A 20,746-nucleotide genomic window follows, 5' to 3' on the forward strand; every position below is an offset into this window, starting at 1 on the left:
CCAACAATCAGGATTCGCAATCATGGCCAATGCGCAGCTCCAATCCGTGCTCGACCACATCGACAGGGATTTCGACAACAGCCTGGAGCGCCTGTTCTCGTTGTTGCGGATCAAGTCGATCTCGGCCGATCCCGCCTTCGCCGGTGATTGCAGGGCTGCCGCCGAGCACCTGGCCAAGGACATCGCCAGCCTCGGTGTCGCCACCGAGGTGAGGCCGACTGCTGGCCATCCCGCGATCGTCGGCAAGACCGGAGCCGGCGGGCGGCCGCATGTGATCTTTTACGGCCATTACGACGTGCAGCCAGTCGATCCGCTCGATCTCTGGCATCGTCCGCCGTTCGAGCCCGTCGTCGCCGATCATGCCGATGGCCGCAAGATCATCGTCGCGCGCGGCGCCGAGGACGACAAGGGCCAGGTGATGACGTTCGTGGAGGCCTGCCGTGCCTGGAAGAAGGTGACGGGCTCGCTGCCGATCGACGTCACCTTCCTGATCGAGGGGGAGGAGGAGGTCGGCTCGAAGAACTTCGTGCCCTTCATCGAGGCCAACAAGGACGAGTTCAAGGCCGACTACGTGCTGGTGTGCGACACCGGCATGTGGGACCGCAACACGCCGGCGATCACGACCTCGCTGCGCGGCCTGCTCTACGAAGAGCTGAAGATCACCGCCGCCAACCGCGATCTGCATTCCGGCGTGTTCGGCGGCACCGCGATGAACCCGATCCGCCTGCTCACGAAGATCCTGGGCGGCCTGTTCGACAACGACAACCGCATCACCATTCCCGGCTTCTATGACGGCGTGAAGGACACGCCGCCGGACATCCTGGAGCAATGGAAGAAGCTCGATTTCACGCCCGAGACCTTCCTCCAGCCGGTCGGGTTGTCGCTTCCGGCCGGCGAGAAGGGCAGGCTGCTGGTCGAGCAGGCCTCGACGCGTCCGACCTGCGACGTCAACGGCATCTGGGGCGGCTATATCGGCGAGGGCTCCAAGACCGTGATTCCCTCACATGCCTCGGCCAAGGTCTCGTTCCGTCTGGTCCAGGGCCAGGACCCGCAAAAGATCCGCAAGGCCTTCCGTGATTACGTGACGGCGCGCATTCCCGCCGACTGCAAGGTCGAGTTCGGCGACCATTCCGCCGCGCCCGCGGTCGCGCTCGACTGGACCATGAAGCCGCTTGCGGCCGCCAGCAAGGCGCTGACGGAGGAATGGGGCAGGGAGACCGTGCTGATGGGCTCCGGCGCCTCGATCCCCATCGTCGCCGACTTCAAGCGCACGCTCGGCCTCGACTCGCTGCTGGTGGGGTTCGGCCTCGACGACGACAACATCCACTCGCCGAACGAGAAATACGACCTGCAGAGCTTCCAGAAAGGCATCCGCTCCTGGGCAAGGATCCTCGCCGCGCTGGCGGAAGTGAAGTAAGGCACCGGTCTATCCACGTCATTGCGAGCGCAGCGAAGCAATCCAGAATCGCTTCCGCGGATGCACTCTGGATTGCTTCGTCGCAAGGGCTCCTCGCAATGACGAATATCCAAAACAAAAACGCCGCCCGGGATTGGGCGGCGTTTCATTCCAAAAGGCGTAGAGGTTCGTTGCTGTTACCCTACACCAAACCCTGAAAATTTCAAGACCGGTAGCCGGGATTGACGCGGTCGAGCTTGCGCAGCAAAGGCGGCCACACGAGCGTGGTGGCGCGCAGCTCGGCGCGGTCGCGGTTCGACAACAGCTCGGTGTTCTTCTCGATCGCGATCTCCTCGACCGGATAGACCGGCGTGCCGAGGGCGCGCGTGCGCACCTGCATCGAGCAGGCGCGTTCGAGATGATACATGCGCTCGAAAGCGGAGGCGACCGAGCGGCCGACCGTCAGCGTGCCGTGATTGCGCAGGAGCATGTGGTTGTGGTCGCCGAGATCCTTCTGCAGCCGCGGCCGCTCCTCGTGGTCCAGTGCGATGCCTTCATAGTCGTGATAGGCGAGGTCGTGGGTGACGAGCTGGGCGGTCTGGTTCAGCGGCAGTAGCCCCTCCGCGCTGCTCGACACCGCGGTGCCGTCGAGGGTGTGGAGATGCAGCACGCAGATCGCGTCCTCGCGCACCTCGTGGATCGCCGAATGGATGGTGAAGCCGGCGGGGTTGATGCTGTACTCGCTCTCGGAGAGCTGGTTGCCGTGCAGGTCGACCTTGACGAGGCTGGAGGCCGTGATTTCCTCGAACATCAGCCCGTAGGGATTGATCAGGAAGTGATGGTCGGGGCCGGGCACGCGCGCGGAGATGTGGGTGTCGACCAGATCGTCCCAGCCGTACAGCGCGACCAGGCGATAGCAGGCGGCGAGATTGACCCGTTGCTGCCACTCCGCCTCCGTCATGTTGGAGGGGACTTCCCTCAGGCGGGCTTCTGCTGGCGACATGGCTGATCTCTCCGAACGTCGTTGTTGCGGGAAGCGAGCCTAGTCCTGCAAATGGCTTGCAGCAAGGTACACAATGCGCGGCAGTTCAGCGTAGCCCGCATGCTTGTCCGCCGTAGCTCGAAGAGCGAAGGCGGAAGCGATACGGCTTGGAGAAAATTTCTTACGGCGCCGGGATCGACAGCAGGCTGGAAATGCCGCGGCCGCGGATGTCGTAGACGCGGGCGAACACCACGTCGTCGCGCTTGATCTCGACCATGACCGGGGCGGTGAGGCCCTTGCAGTAGAACTCGCCGAGCGTCATGGCGAAATCGGCGGCGTTGGAATCCCAGCCGATGGTGAAGTCGGGCCCGAGCGCGACCTGGGCCGGGCGCTGCGGTCCGCACACCGCGACCTTCCATTTGCGGTTGACAGGCGGCACTTCCTGGCGCTCGACGAGCTGCTCGCGCAATCCGTCCGAGGCCTGCTTCAAGGCGAGGCCCCAATAATCCAGCATGAAGCGGTCGTCGGCGCCGCGCACCGTGCCCGCGATGTGGTTGAAGTGCGTGTATTGATAGGGGTGCAGCCGGATCATCTCGGCGAGCGACAGCGCAAGGCCGAAGCAGAAGGTGGCGAGCACGACCGGCTGCCAGGTGCGGTGATTGGCGCGCAGGCGTTCCATGGTCCAGGCGAAGGCGACGCCGCCGAGCACCGCCATCGGCGGGATCACGAACACGAAATGGCGGATGCCGTTGTAGAGCGCCGGGCGCTTCACCATCGCGATCGCGAGCGGCAGGGTCGCAGCCAGCGTCAGCATCAGCAGGATGGTCTTGCGGCGCGCCGGAACCTCGCGCCGCGGCAGCATGGCGAAGGTGCTGACGATGGCACCGCCCATCAGCACCAGCATCACCTCGGGCAGCTGCAAGGCGAACAGCGTCGGCAGATACGACCAGGGCATGTCGGGCACCGACACGATCGCGCCGTCGAACATCTCCTTCCACGGCTTCTCGAAGAAATGCGAGAAGTAGGTCAGTGCCTCGAACGGATTGCCGGGCTCCATGATCGACCACGGCCAGATCAGGCCCATCACGAGGTAGCCGAGCACGAGGCCGGGCAGCAGCACATAGACGACATGGGCGAAGCGGCGAGCGGACTCGCGCAGACCTTCGCTGCGCAATTCCTCCAGCAGCAGCGGCATGAAGCCGACCGTGGCGTAGACCAAAGCGAGCCCGCCGAGAACGCGGCAGCCGAGCGAAAGGCCGGCCCCGAGGCCAACGATCAGGATCGTGCGCGCCGACGGCTTTGGATATTCCTCGGCGAGCCGGACGAGGCCGAGCATCAGGATGATCATGGCGACCGCGAAGGGTGCATCCTTCGGGTTCATGAACATGTGGCCGTAGAAGATCGGGCAGAGCGCGAGCAGGAGGAGGGAGGCCAGACCGGCAAGGGGGCCGCCGATGCGGCGGCCGAGCCGCCAGGTCACGGCAAGCCCGATCACGCCGACGATGGCGCCGACCAGACGGCGCGTCTCGAACAGCTCGAGCGGAATGACCTTGTGCAGCAGGGCCGCGACCATGTCGAAACCGCCGCCGTACATGTAGAGATTGGCGAAGGAGAGCGCCGCGGTGTCCTTGAAACCGGAACCGAACATGCGCAGCAGCAGGTCGGCATATTCGGCGTGGGTGTAGTCGTCCCAGCCGAGCCCGTAATCGCGGAACGTCAGGCCTGCAATGACGGCGACCGCGGCCAGCACCAGCATGGCGAGGTCGTCGCAAGTCCGCTCGACCGAGCGCCGTGATGGCGTGTCGATCGCCGAAGTCGTGATGGATGTCATGGCTATCGGTGCCCCGGAATCCCCTCTTGGCCCTGCTGGTGCGCGCGGGCCTCAACCCCGGACTCCCTATAGCGCAGTTCCATTACCGAGTAATTGGGCATTATGGCTAAATTCCTGATGCGACGCAGCAATTCCGGTTGGCACCAATTCCGATTGGCTTGAGGAGCAGCTTTAGCAGTAGCCAGCCGCAGCTGAAGGGAATGTGAATAAGTCCCTGATTTCCTTCCCGTTAGGAACACCGCCCAGAATTCGCCGTTGGCGTGGAACAGCGTATGACGGTATCGTGGCGTAGCGGTTCTCGCGTCTAGATGCGCGGCCGGGGGTGAGTTCGATGAATTTGGCATTGCTGATCGTGGGGATTTGCGCCGTCCTGGCGGGTCTCCTCGCGGTCATTTTCGGCATGACGATCAGGGAATTCAGCCTCGGTGGGACTCTCATAATCTCCGGCACCATTGGCGTCTGCTCCGGAATGTTACTGGTGGGCTTGCATCTGGTGCTGCTCGAGCTCAAGGGCATCGCGCGCCGGATGTCCGGTGCGGTCGCGCCATCCGAGGTTCGGGTCAAGCCCGTGCTGCCCGGCCTCGCCGTGCCCGGCGCAGTCGCCCCCGAGCCGATGCCCGCTGCGGCGGTGAGAGCCGAGCCGGCGCCGCCGCCACCGTCTGCGAGTCCGCCGCCGTGGCAGAGCGAAGCTGCTCCGCGCGAGCGTCCGCGGGCCGAGGCACCGCAGCTGGAGCCGGAAGCTCCGACTGCGCCCGCCGCTCCGGAAGCGCCCCGCCGGCGCAACCTGCTGTTCGCCTCGAGCTCGCGCAAGGAGCGCGAGCGCGCGGAGGCGAAGTCCGGTGAAGCTGCCCCGCCGCCTGCGGAGCCCGCCGAGGCCCCGAACCTTCCGCCGGCGAGCTTTGACGTGGCTTGGCCGAAGCCGGACCGCACGCGGCCGCCGGAACCGCCGGCCGCCCCGCGCCGTGCGCCGCCGCCGCGCTCGCCGGCGACCTTCGCGGAGACCGCTCCCGCGCCGGCTCCCGAGCCGCCGCCCGTCGAGCCCCCACCCGTGACGGTGCTCAAGTCCGGCGTCGTCGATGGCATGGCCTATTCGCTCTATTCCGATGGCTCCATCGAGGCGCAGATGCCGGAGGGCATGATGCGCTTTGCCTCGATCGACGAGCTCCGCGCCCATCTCGACCAGCGCGGTTGAGGCTTCCGGCGTTTCAAGTAGAGCGGCGTCCTTCACCAGTAATCAGCGCATCGTCGTCAGTCGTCGCGTTTGAGGCGAATGTATTCTTGACAGGGAATACTTTGGTGTCGTCAATCCCGTAGCCACAAGCGGGAGAAGGGGGGCGCATGTCGGATGCGGGGGCGAAGAATTTCATCGAGCTGACCGCGAGCATCGTGTCGGCCTATCTCGGCAACAATCCGACGCCGGCGGCCGAGATTCCGAACCTGATCAGCCAGGTGCACGGCGCCTTGGTGCGGGTCTCGTCAGGCCGCACCGAGACCGCGCCGCTGGAGCCGGCCAAGCCGGCCGTCTCGCTGAAGAAGTCGATCGCGCCCGATTATCTGGTGTGCCTCGAAGACGGCAAGCGCTTCAAGTCGCTGAAGCGCCATCTGCGCACGCAGTACAACATGACGCCGGAGCAATACCGGGAGAAGTGGGGCTTGCCGGCGGACTATCCCATGGTCGCCCCGAACTATGCGGTGGCGCGCTCGCAGCTGGCCAAGCAGATGGGCCTCGGGCAGCAGCAGCGGAAGAAGGGGAAGTAGTGGGGGGATCTTGTAGGGTGCGCAAAGCGACTTGTCCGCCATAGCTCGAAGAGCGACGGCGGAAGCGTGCCCACCACCTCCAGCGCGATCGAAGAAAAATGGTGGGCACGGCGCAAGGGCGCCTTTGCCCACGAGAGCTGCGAAGCTTATCACGTCGCGTCCGCGAGCGCCTCTCTGGCATCGGTCTTGATGCGCTCGACCATCGAGCGCAGGCCGTTGGAGCGCTGCGGCGTCAGATGGTCGCGAAAGCCGAACTCGTTGAACACGGCGATCGCGTCGGTATCGAGGATCTCCCGCGGCGTGCGGCCCGAATACAGCGCGAGCACGATCGCGACCAGCCCGCGCACGATATGGGCGTCGCTGTCGCCGCGATATCTCAGCACCGGCTCGCCATTGCTGCGGTCGACCATCTTCTGCAGCCAGACCTGGCTGACGCAGCCCTGCACCTTGTTCGCCGCCGAGTGTTCCGCCTCCGGCATCGGTTCCAGAGTGCGGCCGAGCTCGATGACGTACCGGTAGCGGTCGTCCCACTCGTCCAGAAGCTCGAAATTGTCCCTGATGTCGTCGATCGCTGTCATATCGGCCCGCAGTTCCAGTTGAGGCCAATATAGAGACGCGAAGCCCTGAAATCGATAGGGAATGGGCGCTAATTCGCCGGCCCCGGCCCGCGCCATTCCAGCGCAAGATCGTCCTGGGTCAGGGTATCGCGCGGCGCCTCGCTCGCTGCAAGATCGCCTTCGCCGGCCAGCGCGATCGAGCCGGTATGGTCGGGCGCCTTCTTGTGGTCGGTCTTGCTGCCGTCGTTCTTGCTGCCGTCGTTCTTGCCGCCGTCGTTCTTGTCGTTGGTGATCTGCTCTTTCTTGTCGTTGATGATCTGATAGAGCTTCTTGGCACCGTCCTGGGCGCGCTGGCCGATGATGGTCGCGGCCTGGCCGCCGACCTCGCAGGCCGCCGGCTGGCGCTTGCAGAACTGGGTCATGTCGGAAACGGCCGCGGTTGCGGCCTGCACCGCATCGGCGGCGCCGATCTGCGGCAGCTTGTCCGATTCGGGCGTCTTGTCCCGCGGCAGGAGCACCAGCACCAGCCCTAGCCAGAATGTGATGCGAAGCAGAAAGCGCATCTTGTCGACCTGTCCGTTAGGCTCCGCCCGCGGCGATCTCCCGCAGATAGTCGGACCTAGCAACCCTCGATAAATCGCAACTGATTGCCTTGAGCTTAATTCGCGGAAAATTGACGCAAGATTCTTCGGGAGCGACCTTCCGGTAAATTTTCGATTGACGCCGGCGCCCGTGTTTCCGCCGGCCGCCCGCATCCACCAATTCGAAACCATGCGGAGCAAGTGAAACCCTGCGTTCACCATTCGCAGCGAAGACGTCGCCAAATCGTCTAAAAAGCTCCGCGATAACGCGGTGTCCGGCCGCGCGCTGTGCCGCCTTAGCACTCGTTTAAGGTCGCTCTGACACGGTGGCTCAACGACAAGGAGGCGTTCCGGCGCGTCTTCCAAGAGACGATTGAGCCGAAGCGCGAGACCCGTGACAGTTTTGAGTATCATCCGCGATTGTCTCGATGCACTGCTGCATCCCTCCGCGCGCTACGATGCGCTGATGCGCGCGCGCCATCGCGCCTTCATGGCACCGCGGCTGCTCGGCAGCCTCGCCGCCTTCGCCGCATTCCCGGTCTATCTCGCCATGCGCGGCGCGCCGAGCGCCATCGAGGTCGCGGCCTTCGCCTGGCTGATTGCGCCGATCATGTTGTCCTGGTTCCTGTCGCGCACCGGGCGCTACGAGGGTGCGCATGTGCTGTCGTCGCTGGCGCTCGCCGGACTGATCATGGCCGTCGCGCTCACGACGGGCGGCATCGAATCCTTCGCCGCGGTCTGGCTGGTCGTGGTTCCGCTCGAAGCTGCGCTGTCGGCATCGCGCCGCGTCGCGGCGTTCGCCTCGCTGCTCGCGCTGTCCTGCGCCGGAATGCTGATCCTGGTCAGCCAGCTCGGCTGGCTGCCAGCGGTGGAGCCGAGCGCGGCAGAGCGCGGCGTGCTGATGGCCTTCGGCGTCGCGTCCGCCACTCTTTATGCTGCCGGCCTTGCCTTCGGCGCCGAATCGCTCGCGCGCACCAGCGTCGCGCTGCTGTCGCGCGAAGAGGAGCGCTACCGCCTGCTGGCGCGCAACATGAGCGATGTCATCTCGCGGCATCAGCGCAACGGTGCGGTGCAGTTCATCTCGCCGGCGGTGGAGGCCATGCTCGGCATGCAGGTGGTGCAACTGCTCGGCCACGGCCTGTTCGACCGCGTCCATGTCGCCGATCGGCCGGCTTATCTCACGGCGCTGTCCGACGCGGCGCGCGGCGAAGTGCGCAGCGTCGAGTTCAGGCTGCGGCGCGAGCCCGCCGCCGAGCGCGGCCCGGGCGATTTCATCTGGGTCGAGATGCGCTGTCGCCCGCTCGATCAGGACAGGGCGCGTGACGTCACCTGCGAAGCCGAAGTCGTTGCCGTGATGCGCGACGTCACCGACCGCAAGCTGTTCGAGCAGGCACTGGATCAGGCGCGCAGCGCCGCCGAGGCGGCCGATGCCGCCAAGACGCGCTTCCTCGCCACCATGAGCCACGAGCTGCGCACGCCGCTGAACGCCATCATCGGCTTCTCCGAGATGATCGCGCAGGAGCAGAGCCTGATGCTGGGGGCGGCCCAGCGCAAGGAATACGCCGAGCTGATCAACGATTCCGGCCAGCACCTGCTGTCGGTCGTCAACGGCATCCTGGACATGTCGAAGATGGAATCGGGCACTTTCGAGATCGCATCCGAGCCGTTCGCACCGCGCGCCTCGCTGCTCCATTGCTGCAATCTGCTGGCACTGAAGGCGCGGGAGAACGGCATCGACCTGATCACGGACGCGCCGCAGGACCTGCCGGTCATGACCGGCGATCCCAGGGCCTTCAAGCAGATCGTGCTCAACCTCGTCGCCAACGCCATCAAGTTCACCGAGCGCGGCGGCCAGGTCTGCGTATCGGCCGCGGTCTCAGGCTCGCAGCTGACGCTGCGGATCAGCGACACCGGCGTCGGCATCGCGCCCGACGATCTCAAGCGCATCGGCGCGCCGTTCTTCCAGGCCGGCACGACCTATCAGCGCCGTCACGAGGGCACGGGCCTTGGACTTTCGATCGTGAAGAGCCTCGTGGCATTGCATCTCGGCGAATTGACGGTACAAAGCCGGCTGGGCCAGGGCACGGCGGTGACCGTCAAGCTGCCGCTCGTCTACACGCCGCCGCAGGTCAAGCCGGCCGAGCGCAAGATCGCGACGCTGGCGCCGGCGCCGACACTGCGCCAGGACCTTCAAGACCAAGCTCACGACCAGTCTCAGGACCAACCCGCTCTGGTGAAGAAAAGTGCCTAAGAAGTCTGCCAAGGACGAAGCCGCTCCGCGCCGCCGTGGCGCCAAGGCCGCGGTCATCGATGTCGAGACCGAGCGCAACATCGTGATGCGCGTGCTGCTGCACAGCCCCAAGGATACGCTGGCCGGTCTCGTCGCCGTCGCCGCGATCGGCGCGATCGTCGCCAATGCGCTGTTCCTCCAGACCGGCCGGCACCCCGCGCCGATGTTCGGCACGGTGATCAATCTTCCCGCGCCGTCGTCCGTGCCGCTGTCGAACCCCTTGCCGCGTCCGCGTCCCGTCGGCGCCGACACCTCGCCGCTGGAGCCGCGCGCGACCGAGTTCCGCGTCGAGCCCAAGCCGGCCGAAGCCAAGCCTGCCGAGCGTGCCCCCGAGAAAGCGCCCGAAAAGCCGGTCGAGGCGACCGCCTCGACGCGCTCCAACGATCCGATGACCAATCTGGTCAAGGCGACGACCTCGACGCCGCCCGCGGCCATGCGTCCGCCGGCGCCGATCCCGGCGCAAGGTCCGGCCGCACGACGCATTGCCGGGGTGCAGCGCGCGCTGTCCGAATACGGCTACGGCAATCTGAAGATCACGGGCAGCATGAGCGGCGAGACCCAGGCCGCGATCCAGAAATTCGAGCGCGAGCACAAGATGCAGGTCACCGGCCAGGTCTCGGACCGGCTGCTGCGCGAGCTCGCCGCTGCGATCGGCCACCCGGTCGAATAGCCGCTCGTCAAGTGTCGTTGACGTCAGTCTATTGCCGGCGTCGGCGCGACAGACGGATCCATACGATCGCGATTTGAGTGGGATCAATGACGGCCGGCGGCCGCCGAAACATGATGGCTCGTCTCATCAAGGAAGAGAGGTCATCATGTTCAAGGTCTCCATTCTTGTCTGGATCATGCTCGGCACGACGCTGGCGGGCATCAGCCTCATCGTGTTGCTGATGGTCCCGAGCTTCGCCGCCGACGCCATCAGGAACATTCCTTATGCCGTGGCGGTGGGATTTGCGCTCGCGATGCCCCTGTCATATTTCGTCGCGACGCAGATTCGCGGTGGTCATGACGGCACGCGCAGGGCGTGAGACGTAGGAGCTGAGGCTGGCGCGAGGCCTCGGGCTGGCCTATCGTCGGATTCATGCGTTTGAAATCCAACATATGGGTCGCGGCTTACTTGCGCCGCTGCCAGACCGAGGGCGTGTTCGGCGCCGTGCGGCGTCGCGGTGCCGAGGAGGCGGGTGCGGTGTTCGTCAAGGTGTCGCTGCTCGACGGCAAAGCGATGCTGTACGCGCCGGCGCCGCAGACCTCTTACGACGACGGCCGGCCGATCGATCGCTTCTTCGTGCCGGTCGCGCCGCAGCCGCTGCCGGAGCACACGATCGAGGAGCGGCTGGTCAAGGAAATCCGCTTCGATCCGGACGCCTGGATCGTCGAGACCGAGGATCGCGCCGGGCGGCATTTTCTGGAATTGGCGAAGGCTTAGCCGCTCCCCCCACCGTCATTGCGAGCGCAGCGAAGCAATCCAGGATCCTCTCGCGGAGGGACTCTGGATTGCTTCGTCGCAAGAGCTCCTCGCAATGACGCGTTTGCGGCGCGTGGCGTGCTCAATAGTCAGCACTGCCGCCTGCCGAGGCGGTTTGAGCGATCAGCGATCCGACGAACCAGTCCCCGTCCGCACCGTTGGGCTCGACCCGGGCTGCACGCCCGGCCGCGTCTGGCTCGCGCCTGCGCGGGCGCGCTGGCGTTCGCCGTCATGCAGCGCCGATTGGTACTTCGCGCGGGTGACGGCGAGCGTCGAGCCGCGCCAGGCCGCCAGCATCACCAGCGCCGATCGCTCGGCGAGGCGGTCGTAGAGCCGCGACAACCGGTACACCGCGTTCACGGACGTTCCGATCTCCGGCTTGAAGAACAACAGGATGCGCTGGAACACCGGGCTCGGCATGTCGAGCGCGCGCGCTGCGATCGCAAGTGCCTCGCCGCCGGCATCGTCGACGATCTCTGCTGCGACGCGCGAGGGCAGGATCAGGCTGTCGCCGAGCTCGAAGGTGAAGTTTTCGGTATCGCCCGCGATCGCCGCCATCTCCAGGATCTGGATCGCGCGCTTGGCGCGCACGGTCGGAATCCGGGGGGCAGCCTTCAGCGGGGTCTGCGCCAGATTGTGCAGGATCAGCGCGCGCTCGGGTGCGCCGGCGCGGAAGAACATGTCGTGGATCTCGGCCGCCTCCTTCGGCTGCATCGCCATGTTGGCGGCCATGCGCTGCTCGGCCTCGGTCGGCACGCGTGCCGGCGCGGGAGCGCGCGGCGGGGCGGGGATCTCCCGGGCCAATGGAACCCGGCGGCCTTCCTGGGCCGCGACCAGGCCGAGCCTCTGCAGGATCGGGACGGGCGTCTGCGGATAGACCGCGAGCCGCGCCTTGACGGCCGCGCGCGTCGCATCGTCGACCTGGTCGATCAGCCGCGTGGCGAGCTCGACGAACTGCCGCTGCTCGTCGTCGCTGTGCGTGCTCGTCTGGACGTAAAGGTCGGTCAGCACGCGCAGCAGCGTCGGACGGACATCGACACCTTCGCGACGGGACAGGGTCATCAGCCCGTCGAATCCGGGAAACAGCGACTTGGTCATGGAGGTGTACGCGACTCGGGAAAGATACCGGGGGCGAGCCTAGCGCAGCTTCTTTTAAAGCCTCGTTAAGGAAAATGAGGCGTGAAGCCGGTCCTGCAATTTGAGCAATTGTCGTGCCGCAACGGGACGGCGCGGCGCGGTCCGTGCAGTTACGGTCGAGGGCGCGCGTTTACACCCCGTTAACCATGAGCTGATCTTAATGAATGCATGTTGCAGGGGCGCGTCGGGTCGCGCGGCAATTGAAGAGAGCTGACATGGGGACCATCATCGAATTTCCGGCCGGTCGCCGGGTGGGCTCGTCGGGGGATGTCGCTCCGCGCGCGGAAATGGGAACGGTGCTGATCCTTCCCGTGATCCGTATCGAGCGTGAGGCGGACGAAACCAGCGGCGATCGCGGGCCGGAGCAGGGCACAGCGCCGGGGCGCCGTCGTCGCCGGCGCTGACACGGCTTCGTGCAATGCCGGGCTCCATCCGTCAGATCCGGCCTGTCCGATCGGCCGTCCTGCTCACGCTGCTGGGCGCTTCGCTCGCGGCCTGTAGCGGCGGCGACTTCGGCCGCACCCGCGACAGCATGCGCAGCGACGACATGCATCGCTGGCTCGGTGCGGAGGTCACCTCCAGCGTCGGCCTGAAGCCCTCGCAATTCCAGCTCACCGACGAAGAGCGCCAGCTTCGCGATCTCGCCTATCCCATGATCGAGCCGCCGCTGTCGCGCCCGGCATGGAAGAGCGTGTTCGGCGACTACAAGGCGCTGCCCTCGCCGTGGCGGCAGAAGATCGTGTTCGACCGCACCATGTACGGGCGCACGCTGATCGACGAGCCGCACCGCTCGCATTCCTCGCGCTATGCGCAGCTGATCGAGGACGTGCGCAACGACATCACCCGGTTCGAGCCGTTCTTCGCCAGTGCGATCCGCGTCATCGATCTCGACAGGAAGCGCGACGCCAGCATGTCGCGCGTCTCCGCGCTCTCGCCGCGGGAGAGGGACGATGCGGTTGCGCGCATGCAGGAGAACTCGCTGATCGTGCAATGGGTGCAGCAGTGCCTGGAGCAGCGCGTCTCGTCCTACCGCTGGGCGCTTGAACGCCTGGTGATCCAGGCCCCCGACGGCATGGCCGCCGATGCCGACCGCCTGATCGGCGAGCTCGCCGCCCAGACCGCCAACCCGCCGGTCGCGGGACAGCCGCCTTACGGCCGCGCGGTGGTCTCGAAGGGCTGAGCGCCGATCCCCACACCTGCCGGTTCCGCCGGGACAGCGCTGCCGCAGACGCGCTCGCCGCGGCCCTCGCGGTCCGACATATGGTCGAATCCCCCCGATTGGCGCTTGTTCTCCCGGGCCATAGCGATAGGATTGCACGGTTACACCAAGTCATTTTGCACCAAGGTCTTTTGCGATGAGCAGCAATTCCGGGATGCGGCTTGACGTCCGTCGAAATTCCACGCCTGCGCGAAAACTGCTGGTTCTTGCCATTCTCTTGGGATCGGCCGGCTCGGCCGCCGCGCTGACCAAGGAGGCCGCGATCGAGAACTGCCGGATGACCGTCGGCAAGCCGATCGTGCAAGCCTGCATGCAGGCCCAAGGCGGCCGCAAGGCCGGCGCCGACATCGAGGGGTGCCGCGCCAAGGCCTCGCCGCAGGTCAGGGCCTGCGTGATGGCGGCTCTCAACGCCGCCAACGGCCGCGCCAATGTCGCCGTCGAGCTCCCGAAGGAGGCGGCGCCGAAGCTGGAGCCCGGCACCGCACTGCCGAAGGGCTTCATCGCACCTCCCCGCACCATCGCCGACATCACGGCGATCCTCGATAGCGAGAAGCCGAACGAGAAGCTGATCGCGGAATTGAAAGCGGACGCCGATTCCACGCCCACGGGCAAGGAATCGCGCGAAGATCTCGCACAATTCTATTTCGATCGCGCCAATGCGCGCGCGCAGCTCGGCCGGCTTGCTGAATCCATTGCGGATGCCAGCAAGGCCGTCGAGGTCGGCCGCGGCGCGGTCGAGCCTCAGCTGATGGGCCGCATGCAGCAGCTCCTCTCGCTGCAATACGCCGCAGCCGGCGATCCAAAGCGGTCGCTGGAGGTGATCCAGAGGTTGTTGCGTGAGACCGCGACCCAGCCGGGCGCAAAAGGATTCCAATTGGCCTCCAACCGGTCCGTTGCAGGCAACCTCATCCAGATGGGCGATGTCGCCCAGGCGGAAGCCTATCTGCGTCGCACACAGGCCGCAATCCAGGAGGCGCGCACCAGCGGTCTTCCGGGGTGGCGCACCTCCTATGCGCGCTTCGGACAGAACTGGGAGGGGGAGCTCGAAGCGACAAGGGCAATGATCTTCGAGGCGCGCGGGCAGTTCGCGGAGGCCGAGGCCGCCTATCGGGTGGCCGAGCAGCGCAAGCGGGCCGGCATGAAGGGCGTGATGGAGTCGGACAATCCCCCGGCAGAAACCGTCATGCTGCAGGCGATTGACAACCTGGTGCTGAGCCAGGCCCGCATGAAGGCGCGACAGGGCCGGCTTGCCGAAGCCGAGGTCGATGCCCGCCGCGCTCTGCTGGCGCGACTGAAGGACACCGGCAAGTATAATCCGGTGACGCCGCGCTACGTCATGGGCCTTGCCGGCATTCTGGTCGAAGAGGGGCGCTATGAGGAAGCCGAGCAGCTCGGTCGCGTCGCCCTGGAGATCAACAAGACCGTCGGCGTTCCCGACGATTCTCAATCCACGGTGCAATTGCTGTCGCAACTGGCCGGCATCCTGACGCTCCAGCGCAAGGCGCCGGAAGCCAACGCGATGTACGCGGCGATCGACAAGGCCATTGCCAATTGGGAGCCGCAGCGCCGCCAGGTGTTCGAGCTCAATCCGTCGCGCATTCTCTCGCTCTATTCGTCCGGCCAGCTCGAGGCCGGCATCGCTGCGGCCGAGCAATTGGTGAAGAAGCAGGTCGGCCGCGTCGGCGAAAATCATTTCGATGCCGCCTCGGCGCGCGGCACGCTGGCGGTCGGTCTGATGCGGGCGCGGCGCGATGCCGAGGCGATCCGCGAGTTCAAGGCCGCCATCCCGATCATGATGGCGAGTGCGCGGGAAAACGCCGACGACGAGAACACCACCGTGGTGGCCGCGCGCAGCCAGCGCCTGCAGAGCATCGTGGAAAGCTATTTCGTGCTGCTTGCGCGCACCGGAGCTGCGAGCGGCGGGGTCGGCGAGGAGACCTTCAGCCTCGCCGACGCCATCCGCGGCCGCTCGGTTCAGCAGGCTCTGGCTGCATCGAGCGCGCGGGCGGCCGCCAAGGATCCGGCGCTGGCCGATCTCGTCCGCAAGGAGCAGGACCTCACCAAGCAGGTCAACGCGCAGCTTGGAACGCTCAACAACGTGCTGGCGCTTCCGTCCAGCGAGCGGGACGAGAAGGGCGTGCAGCAGATCCAGGCCTCGATCGCCGCCTTGCGCACCGAACGCGACAAGGCGCGGCAGGAGATCAAGCAGAAGTTTCCGGTCTACGCCGATCTCGTTTCTCCCAAGCCGCCCAGCGTCGCTGAAATCCGCGCGACGCTCGCCGACGGTGAGGCGATGCTGTCGTTCTATTTCGGCCAGAGCGGCAGTTTCGTCTGGGCCGTGCCGAAGTCGGGCCCGGTGGCGTTCGCCGCGGTCAACGCCCAGATCGGCGAGATCGAGACCAGGATCCGCAAGCTGCGCGAGGCGCTCGAGCCGCAGGCGGCGATGATCTCGGACATTCCGCCGTTCGATCTCAAGCTCGGCTACGAGCTCTACGAGCTGCTGCTGAAGCCGGTCGAGAGCGGATGGAAGCCGGCCAGGAACCTGATCGTCGTGACCAACGGCGCTCTCGGACTTTTGCCGCTGTCCCTGTTGCCGACGGCACCGGCAGAGGTGGCCGCGGACGAGGACCCGCTCTTCGTCGGTTATCGCAACGTGCCATGGCTGGCGCGAAGCCATGCCGTGTCGACGGTGCCCTCGGCCGCGGCGTTGCGCACCTTAAGGCAATTGCCGCCGGGCAAGCCCGGCCGCGGCGACCTCGTGGCCTTTGGTGATCCCTATTTCAACAGCGAGCAGCAGGCCGAGGCGGAAGGCGGCGGAGAGAAGATCCAGGTCGCCGATGCCGGCGGCAACATCACGCGCGGCGGTCCGCTGAAGCGGCGCAACAGTCCCAAGCTCGAGGGCGTCGACAGCGCCGAGCTCGGTCTGTTGCCCCGTTTGCCGGACACCGCCGACGAGTTGAAATCGATCGCACTGGCACTGCAGGCCGACCCTTCGAAGGTGTTGTTCCTCGGCAAGAGCGCGACCGAGAGCGCGGTGAAGACCATGAATCTCTCCGGCTTCAGGATCCTGGCCTTTGCGACCCATGGGCTCGTCCCGGGCGAGCTGAACGGGCTGACGCAGCCGGCACTCGCTTTGTCGTCGCCGGCGGTGACGGGCGAGGGCGGCGACGGCCTCCTGACCATGGAGGAGATCCTCGGCCTCAAGCTGGACGCGGACTGGGTCGTCCTGTCGGCCTGCAACACCGGGGCCGGCGCCGGCGCCGGGGCAGAGGCCGCATCCGGGCTCGGCCGCGCCTTCTTCTACGCCGGAACGCGTGCGCTGCTGGTGACGAACTGGTCGGTGCATTCACAGTCGGCGCGGCAATTGGTGACCGACCTGTTCAAGCGGCAGGCCGACGATCCCAAGCTGTCGCGCAGCGAGGCGCTGCGCCAGGCGGCGATGGCCCTCGTCGATGGTCCGGGTTATCTCAACAGCGAAGGCAAGACCGAGTTCGCCTATGCGCATCCGTTGTTCTGGGCGCCCTACACGATCATCGGCGATGGCGGCTTGCAGTGACGCGAGGGGAAGGGGTGCAGGGGAAATGAAGCGGAATGTCTTGCTCGGGCTCGTAGCCGCAGCTTTGCTGGTCTCGGCGCCATCGCATGCCACGTTGTTGATCACGGAAGAGGAAGCCAAGCTGCCGCCTCCCAAGGGAGCGGTGGCCGTCGAACAGCGCGGCATCCTGCGTGGTCCGAAGGTCGAGTTCGTCTCGCCGGGCAGCGCGGCGAGCTCGCCGCTGCGGCTGGTGTTGAAATTTCAATCCTATGGCGGGGCAAAGGTCGACCCGGACTCGGTCAAGGTGATCTTCCTCCGCACGCCGAATGTCGACCTGACCCCCAGGGTCAAGCCCTTCGTGCAGCCTGACGGCATCAACATGCAGGATGCGGAGCTGCCGCCCGGCGAATACACGGTGCGCGTCGACATCAAGGACAGCGACGGCCGGCCGGGCACGGCCGTCTTCACCCTGAAGGTTGCGCCCAAGTGAACTTTGCCCAAGTGAACTTTGCCAAGTGAGCTTTGCCAAGTGAGCTTTGCCCAAGTGACTTCGCAAGTGAGCGCCCAAGTGAACTGCCCTTACTGCCGGTCCGAAAGTGCCGAGGGTGCGCTGGTCTGCGCCTCGTGCGGGCGCGACATCGCCGTTCCCGCCACGCTGCTTGCCGAGCGCGACGATCTCTTGCGCAAGCGCGAGGATCTGCGCGACGAGCTGAAACGGGCCAGAGACGAGATCGAAGCCATCATGAGGCGAAGGAAGTCGCGCTAGCGATGGAATGTCCGTTCTGCGCCGAGACGATCAAGGACGAAGCCATCGCGTGCAAGCATTGTTCGCGCGACTTGCGCTTCGTGCGGCCGACGCTTCTCGAGATCGACGAAATCGTTGCGGAGCTGGACAAGCTCAGGCGGGATCTGGATCGCGTCAACGTCCGCATCGAGCGCTACAACAACCCGTTGCGCTATTACGGAACGCATGCGGTGCTCTATGTTGCGACTCCATCCCTGCTGCTGGTGATCGCGCATGTGCTGGTGACCATCATCTTCAACCTGTCGCCGATCCCGCTTCGGATCGCGTCGATCGCCGTACCGCTCTTGTTCGGATTCGTTGCCTATCCGCTGCACAGGGTCTACGCCCTGGCGGCATTCGTGCTGGCGTTCCTGACCGCGACTGTCAGCATCCTCGCAATGCTGACGGTCACCGGTATCCATGATGATGTCCCGATCCTTCCAGCGGTGTGGATCGAATGGCGGGAGGTGTTCGAATATGGCGCCAGTATCCTGCTCGCCTTCGTCTCGGGTAACATTCTCAGCGTCGTGGTCTTCCAGATATTGCCGCGCGTGCTGACCCAGGGCGGCAAGCCGAATGCGTTCGCTTTCCGCACGGCGCGTCTATTGGGCCAGCATGTCGGAGAGGAGCAGCTGCGCCGCCGCGCCCGCTTGATTCAGAACCTCATGCAGACCGCGGGGCCACTGGTCGGCGTTGCCGCGACCGGTGTCGGCTCGATCTATGCGGGCTTGAAGGGCTTGCTGGGATAGCCGAACCTTCCGAAGCGTGCTGGCAGGCCTATCGCGCTTCCACCACTTCGCCGTCTTCCTTCACGAAGCGGCCGACCGGATTGTCCAGGAGATCGATCACCGCTTCCGACGGCCGGCACAAGCGCGTGCCCTTTGGCGTCACCACGATCGGGCGGTTGATGAGGATGGGATGGGCGATCATGAAATCGAGGAGCTGGTCATCGCTCCATTTGGGATCGTCGAGGCCAAGCTCCTTGTAAGGCGTTCCCTTCTCGCGCAGCAGCGCGCGAACCGGAATGCCCATGCTCGCGATCAGCTCCTTGAGTTTGTCCCGCGAGGGCGGGGACTTCAGATATTCGACGACGGCGGGCTCGGTGCCGCTCTGCCGGATCATCGCCAGCGTGTTGCGCGAGGTGCCGCAGGCGGGGTTGTGATAGATCGTGACGGTCATCGAGCTGTCTCCGTGATTGCGACCGAGGCTGACGCGCGTGAGCGTCCGAGCAGCCAGTTCATCAGCAGCATGCCGGCGAACGCTCCGCACAGCTCGGCGATGATGAAGCCGGGCAGGTCGGCGGGGCGAATCCCCGAGAACGTGTTGGTCAGGGACCTCGCAATGGCCACGGCCGGATTGGCGAACGAGGTGGAGGCCGTGAACCAATAGGCGGCGGTGATGTAGAGGCCCACCAGCCAAGGCACGGCCGTGCGCTGAAACCGGATGCCGGCCAGGATCGTCGCAACCAGTCCGAACGCGGCCACCGCTTCGGCGAACCATTGCGCTCCTCCGGTTCGAACCTTCGTAGAGAAGTCGAGCAGCGGCAGGCCGAACATCAGATGCGCCGCCGCCGTTCCCGCGATGCCGCCGGCGATTTGCGCGACAATATAGAACGCAGCCTCGTATCCCGGCAGCTCGCGCTTGCCGGTGAAGACGAGCGTCACCGCGGGATTGAAGTGCGCGCCGGAGACCGGGCCGAGCACCGTGATCAGGACGACCAGGATAGCGCCGGTGGGCAAGGTGTTGCAAAGCAGCGCAAGCGCGACGTCCCTGGTCAGCGTTTCCGCCATGATGCCGGAGCCGACTACGGTGGCGACGAGAATGCCCGTGCCGAGCGCTTCGGCCGCGAGGCGCCGCGAGAGATCGAAATTGTCCATCAGCTGGCCTTCGGAGCCGGATGTGTCGCGCCATCGGAGCGGCCAATTTCCCGCAGCTTGGTGCCGAGGGACAGCTTATCGATGCTCGGCAGCGGAAGGTTCACGAAGGTATCGATCCGATTTTTGAGATAGCGGAACGCGGTGACGAATGCCGCCTGCTTTTCCAGATCCGTGCCTTCGACCGTGGCGGGGTCTTCGATGCCCCAGTGCGCTGTCATCGGCTGACCCGGCCAGATCGGACAGGACTCGCCGGCGGCGTTGTCGCAAACGGTGAAGACGAAATCCATCACCGGCGCATCGGGCGTGGCGAACTCCAGCCAGCTCTTCGAGCGCATCCCGTCGATCGGGTAGTCCATGCTCTGCAGCGTGCGCAGCGCCAGCGGATGCACGGCGCCTTTCGGCGTGCTCCCTGCAGAGAAGGACCGAAAGCGCCCGGCACCGTCCTTGCGAAGGATCGATTCCGCGAGCACGGAGCGGGCTGAATTGCCCGTACAAAGGAACAGCACATTGTAGACGCGATCAGGCACGGGCCTTCTCCTTTCGCTTGGGAGCGCAGCACGATTGCAAGGTCTCGACGACGGGCTCGCAAACTTCCGGCCGTCCGCCGCAGCAATCGCGCAGCAGGAAGAGCGCGACGTCGCGAAATTCGCCGAGGTTGGCGCGATAGACGATCGAGCGGCTGTGCCGTTCGGAAGACACGAGGCGGGCGCGGCTTAGAATCGACAGATGCGCCGACAGCGTGTTTTGCGGGACTTCCAAGAGGCGCGCGAGGTCGCCGGCCGCAAGACCTTCAGGTTCGTGCCTGACCAGCGTCCGGAATGCCTCCAGACGGGTCGGTTGAGACAGCGCGGCGAGCGCCAGGACGGCTTGTTCTGTTTCCATATATCCAGATTTATGGAATTGTTAAGACCGAGTCAATCCGGAAACTCCGGCCACGCGTAAGCTATAATTTCGAATATTCTAGAAATATCGTTTGACAGCTGGCCTGCACCGGCGCATCGTGTCGCCCATGAAGATCGACGACGCTGCAGCACGCCTGGAAGCACTCGGAAATCGGACCCGCCTGCAGATTTACCGGGCGCTGGTCCGGGCCGGGCACGCGGGCATGCCGGTCGGCCGCTTGCAGGACAAGCTGAAGATCCCGGCCTCGACGCTGTCGCACCACATCAAGACCCTGGTCTCGGTCGGGCTGGTCAGTCAGAGCAGGGAATCGACGACGCTGATCTGTCGCGCCAATTTCGACGCCATGCGCGGGCTGGTCGACTTTCTGGCCGCGGAATGCTGTGCGGAAGAAGTGGGGTGTAAGGATGCCCAGACCGCAGCCTGATCGATTT

Annotated in this window: 23 protein-coding genes; 14 read left to right on the forward strand and 9 right to left on the reverse strand. The window is 65.6% G+C overall.

Annotation, left to right across the window (positions count from 1 at the left end):
• Window positions 1-22 precede the first annotated feature (22 nt).
• The gene (locus BDOA9_RS16570) at window positions 23-1,417 is read left to right on the forward strand and encodes a M20/M25/M40 family metallo-hydrolase (RefSeq protein WP_025035070.1); all 1,395 of its coding nucleotides are present in this window, start codon (window positions 23-25) and stop codon (window positions 1,415-1,417) included.
• A 202-nt stretch (window positions 1,418-1,619) separates the two neighbouring features.
• Here BDOA9_RS16570 and BDOA9_RS16575 read toward each other — a convergent pair whose 3' ends face one another.
• Both BDOA9_RS16575 and BDOA9_RS16580 read right to left on the reverse strand, forming a co-directional pair.
• Window positions 1,620-2,399 (reverse strand): class II aldolase/adducin family protein, encoded by a 780-nt coding sequence (locus tag BDOA9_RS16575; protein WP_025035071.1) that lies wholly within the window; start codon window positions 2,397-2,399, stop codon window positions 1,620-1,622.
• Between the two features lie 160 nt (window positions 2,400-2,559).
• Window positions 2,560-4,209 (reverse strand): glycosyltransferase family 39 protein, encoded by a 1,650-nt coding sequence (locus BDOA9_RS16580; protein ID WP_025035072.1) that lies wholly within the window; start codon window positions 4,207-4,209, stop codon window positions 2,560-2,562.
• Between the two features lie 331 nt (window positions 4,210-4,540).
• On the opposite strand from BDOA9_RS16580, the gene BDOA9_RS16585 reads away from it, so the two are divergent.
• Window positions 4,541-5,401 carry a hypothetical protein gene (locus BDOA9_RS16585; protein WP_025035073.1) on the forward strand — a complete coding sequence of 287 codons (861 nt, stop codon included), beginning with the start codon at window positions 4,541-4,543 and terminating at the stop codon, window positions 5,399-5,401.
• A 146-nt stretch (window positions 5,402-5,547) separates the two neighbouring features.
• On the forward strand, window positions 5,548-5,967 hold the full coding sequence (locus tag BDOA9_RS16590; protein WP_025035074.1) for a MucR family transcriptional regulator: 420 nt from the start codon (window positions 5,548-5,550) through the stop codon (window positions 5,965-5,967).
• A 149-nt stretch (window positions 5,968-6,116) separates the two neighbouring features.
• On the opposite strand, the gene BDOA9_RS16595 is transcribed toward BDOA9_RS16590, so the two are convergent.
• Together BDOA9_RS16595 and BDOA9_RS16600 are read right to left on the reverse strand one after the other, a co-directional pair.
• Complete coding sequence (locus BDOA9_RS16595; protein WP_025035075.1) at window positions 6,117-6,545, reverse strand: SufE family protein; 429 nt, start codon at window positions 6,543-6,545, stop codon at window positions 6,117-6,119.
• A gap of 68 nt (window positions 6,546-6,613) precedes the next feature.
• Window positions 6,614-7,087 carry a DUF5330 domain-containing protein gene (locus BDOA9_RS16600; RefSeq protein WP_025035076.1) on the reverse strand — a complete coding sequence of 158 codons (474 nt, stop codon included), beginning with the start codon at window positions 7,085-7,087 and terminating at the stop codon, window positions 6,614-6,616.
• Between the two features lie 412 nt (window positions 7,088-7,499).
• Here BDOA9_RS16600 and BDOA9_RS16605 point away from each other — a divergent pair, with 412 nt between their 5' ends.
• The 4 genes from BDOA9_RS16605 (at window position 7,500) to BDOA9_RS16620 (ending at window position 10,821) form a co-directional block, all read left to right on the forward strand.
• Window positions 7,500-9,356, forward strand: a complete 1,857-nt coding sequence (locus BDOA9_RS16605) for a sensor histidine kinase (protein ID WP_042336148.1) — start codon at window positions 7,500-7,502, stop codon at window positions 9,354-9,356.
• Complete coding sequence (locus BDOA9_RS16610; RefSeq protein ID WP_025035078.1) at window positions 9,349-10,065, forward strand: peptidoglycan-binding domain-containing protein; 717 nt, start codon at window positions 9,349-9,351, stop codon at window positions 10,063-10,065. The genes BDOA9_RS16605 and BDOA9_RS16610 overlap by 8 nt, the downstream gene beginning before the upstream one ends.
• A 145-nt stretch (window positions 10,066-10,210) precedes the next feature.
• Window positions 10,211-10,423 (forward strand): hypothetical protein, encoded by a 213-nt coding sequence (locus BDOA9_RS16615; protein WP_025035079.1) that lies wholly within the window; start codon window positions 10,211-10,213, stop codon window positions 10,421-10,423.
• 53 nt (window positions 10,424-10,476) lie between these two features.
• Window positions 10,477-10,821, forward strand: coding sequence for a DUF1491 family protein (locus tag BDOA9_RS16620; RefSeq protein WP_025035080.1), 345 nt, complete (start codon window positions 10,477-10,479; stop codon window positions 10,819-10,821).
• A gap of 162 nt (window positions 10,822-10,983) precedes the next feature.
• Here BDOA9_RS16620 and BDOA9_RS16625 read toward each other — a convergent pair whose 3' ends face one another.
• Window positions 10,984-11,958 (reverse strand): DUF2336 domain-containing protein, encoded by a 975-nt coding sequence (locus BDOA9_RS16625; protein ID WP_025035081.1) that lies wholly within the window; start codon window positions 11,956-11,958, stop codon window positions 10,984-10,986.
• A gap of 254 nt (window positions 11,959-12,212) precedes the next feature.
• Here BDOA9_RS16625 and BDOA9_RS16630 point away from each other — a divergent pair, with 254 nt between their 5' ends.
• The 6 genes from BDOA9_RS16630 to BDOA9_RS16655 all read left to right on the forward strand — a co-directional run bounded on the left by BDOA9_RS16630 (window position 12,213) and on the right by BDOA9_RS16655 (window position 18,284).
• Window positions 12,213-12,401 (forward strand): hypothetical protein, encoded by a 189-nt coding sequence (locus tag BDOA9_RS16630; RefSeq protein WP_025035082.1) that lies wholly within the window; start codon window positions 12,213-12,215, stop codon window positions 12,399-12,401.
• 14 nt (window positions 12,402-12,415) lie between these two features.
• Window positions 12,416-13,177 carry a hypothetical protein gene (locus BDOA9_RS16635; RefSeq protein ID WP_025035083.1) on the forward strand — a complete coding sequence of 254 codons (762 nt, stop codon included), beginning with the start codon at window positions 12,416-12,418 and terminating at the stop codon, window positions 13,175-13,177.
• A gap of 175 nt (window positions 13,178-13,352) precedes the next feature.
• Complete coding sequence (locus BDOA9_RS16640) at window positions 13,353-16,772, forward strand: CHAT domain-containing protein (RefSeq protein ID WP_244521482.1); 3,420 nt, start codon at window positions 13,353-13,355, stop codon at window positions 16,770-16,772.
• A 25-nt stretch (window positions 16,773-16,797) separates the two neighbouring features.
• Complete coding sequence (locus tag BDOA9_RS16645) at window positions 16,798-17,241, forward strand: hypothetical protein (protein ID WP_025035085.1); 444 nt, start codon at window positions 16,798-16,800, stop codon at window positions 17,239-17,241.
• A 66-nt stretch (window positions 17,242-17,307) separates the two neighbouring features.
• Window positions 17,308-17,517, forward strand: a complete 210-nt coding sequence (locus BDOA9_RS16650) for a hypothetical protein (protein ID WP_042336152.1) — start codon at window positions 17,308-17,310, stop codon at window positions 17,515-17,517.
• A 2-nt stretch (window positions 17,518-17,519) separates the two neighbouring features.
• The gene (locus tag BDOA9_RS16655; protein ID WP_025035087.1) at window positions 17,520-18,284 is read left to right on the forward strand and encodes a hypothetical protein; all 765 of its coding nucleotides are present in this window, start codon (window positions 17,520-17,522) and stop codon (window positions 18,282-18,284) included.
• 28 nt (window positions 18,285-18,312) lie between these two features.
• On the opposite strand, the gene arsC is transcribed toward BDOA9_RS16655, so the two are convergent.
• From arsC to BDOA9_RS16675, 4 genes are read right to left on the reverse strand one after another with little or no spacing between them, the layout of a single operon-like run.
• The gene (gene arsC / locus BDOA9_RS16660; RefSeq protein WP_025035088.1) at window positions 18,313-18,714 is read right to left on the reverse strand and encodes an arsenate reductase (glutaredoxin); all 402 of its coding nucleotides are present in this window, start codon (window positions 18,712-18,714) and stop codon (window positions 18,313-18,315) included.
• On the reverse strand, window positions 18,711-19,412 hold the full coding sequence (locus tag BDOA9_RS16665; RefSeq protein ID WP_025035089.1) for an aquaporin: 702 nt from the start codon (window positions 19,410-19,412) through the stop codon (window positions 18,711-18,713). The genes arsC and BDOA9_RS16665 overlap by 4 nt, the downstream gene beginning before the upstream one ends.
• Window positions 19,412-19,939 carry an arsenate reductase ArsC gene (locus BDOA9_RS16670; protein ID WP_025035090.1) on the reverse strand — a complete coding sequence of 176 codons (528 nt, stop codon included), beginning with the start codon at window positions 19,937-19,939 and terminating at the stop codon, window positions 19,412-19,414. The genes BDOA9_RS16665 and BDOA9_RS16670 overlap by 1 nt, the downstream gene beginning before the upstream one ends.
• Window positions 19,932-20,294, reverse strand: a complete 363-nt coding sequence (locus tag BDOA9_RS16675; RefSeq protein WP_025035091.1) for an ArsR/SmtB family transcription factor — start codon at window positions 20,292-20,294, stop codon at window positions 19,932-19,934. The genes BDOA9_RS16670 and BDOA9_RS16675 overlap by 8 nt, the downstream gene beginning before the upstream one ends.
• A 127-nt stretch (window positions 20,295-20,421) precedes the next feature.
• Here BDOA9_RS16675 and BDOA9_RS16680 point away from each other — a divergent pair, with 127 nt between their 5' ends.
• On the forward strand, window positions 20,422-20,739 hold the full coding sequence (locus BDOA9_RS16680; RefSeq protein WP_025035092.1) for an ArsR/SmtB family transcription factor: 318 nt from the start codon (window positions 20,422-20,424) through the stop codon (window positions 20,737-20,739).
• The last annotated feature ends 7 nt before the right edge of the window (window positions 20,740-20,746 follow it).

Origin of the sequence: Bradyrhizobium sp. DOA9, assembly GCF_000617845.2 — a bacterium.
Classification (GTDB): domain Bacteria; phylum Pseudomonadota; class Alphaproteobacteria; order Rhizobiales; family Xanthobacteraceae; genus Bradyrhizobium.

Coding starts and splice junctions, on each gene's coding strand:
- BDOA9_RS16580 (WP_025035072.1), bottom strand. CDS start 4,209: ATGACATCCATCACGACTTCGGCGATCGACACGCCATCACGGCGCTCG.
- BDOA9_RS16640 (WP_244521482.1), top strand. CDS start 13,353: ATGAGCAGCAATTCCGGGATGCGGCTTGACGTCCGTCGAAATTCCACG.
- BDOA9_RS16655 (WP_025035087.1), top strand. CDS start 17,520: ATGGAATGTCCGTTCTGCGCCGAGACGATCAAGGACGAAGCCATCGCG.
- BDOA9_RS16665 (WP_025035089.1), bottom strand. CDS start 19,412: ATGGACAATTTCGATCTCTCGCGGCGCCTCGCGGCCGAAGCGCTCGGC.
- BDOA9_RS16630 (WP_025035082.1), top strand. CDS start 12,213: ATGGGGACCATCATCGAATTTCCGGCCGGTCGCCGGGTGGGCTCGTCG.
- BDOA9_RS16600 (WP_025035076.1), bottom strand. CDS start 7,087: ATGCGCTTTCTGCTTCGCATCACATTCTGGCTAGGGCTGGTGCTGGTG.
- arsC (WP_025035088.1), bottom strand. CDS start 18,714: ATGACCGTCACGATCTATCACAACCCCGCCTGCGGCACCTCGCGCAAC.
- BDOA9_RS16590 (WP_025035074.1), top strand. CDS start 5,548: ATGTCGGATGCGGGGGCGAAGAATTTCATCGAGCTGACCGCGAGCATC.
- BDOA9_RS16575 (WP_025035071.1), bottom strand. CDS start 2,399: ATGTCGCCAGCAGAAGCCCGCCTGAGGGAAGTCCCCTCCAACATGACG.
- BDOA9_RS16570 (WP_025035070.1), top strand. CDS start 23: ATGGCCAATGCGCAGCTCCAATCCGTGCTCGACCACATCGACAGGGAT.
- BDOA9_RS16645 (WP_025035085.1), top strand. CDS start 16,798: ATGAAGCGGAATGTCTTGCTCGGGCTCGTAGCCGCAGCTTTGCTGGTC.
- BDOA9_RS16625 (WP_025035081.1), bottom strand. CDS start 11,958: ATGACCAAGTCGCTGTTTCCCGGATTCGACGGGCTGATGACCCTGTCC.
- BDOA9_RS16620 (WP_025035080.1), top strand. CDS start 10,477: ATGCGTTTGAAATCCAACATATGGGTCGCGGCTTACTTGCGCCGCTGC.
- BDOA9_RS16675 (WP_025035091.1), bottom strand. CDS start 20,294: ATGGAAACAGAACAAGCCGTCCTGGCGCTCGCCGCGCTGTCTCAACCG.
- BDOA9_RS16635 (WP_025035083.1), top strand. CDS start 12,416: ATGCCGGGCTCCATCCGTCAGATCCGGCCTGTCCGATCGGCCGTCCTG.
- BDOA9_RS16585 (WP_025035073.1), top strand. CDS start 4,541: ATGAATTTGGCATTGCTGATCGTGGGGATTTGCGCCGTCCTGGCGGGT.
- BDOA9_RS16680 (WP_025035092.1), top strand. CDS start 20,422: ATGAAGATCGACGACGCTGCAGCACGCCTGGAAGCACTCGGAAATCGG.
- BDOA9_RS16615 (WP_025035079.1), top strand. CDS start 10,211: ATGTTCAAGGTCTCCATTCTTGTCTGGATCATGCTCGGCACGACGCTG.
- BDOA9_RS16595 (WP_025035075.1), bottom strand. CDS start 6,545: ATGACAGCGATCGACGACATCAGGGACAATTTCGAGCTTCTGGACGAG.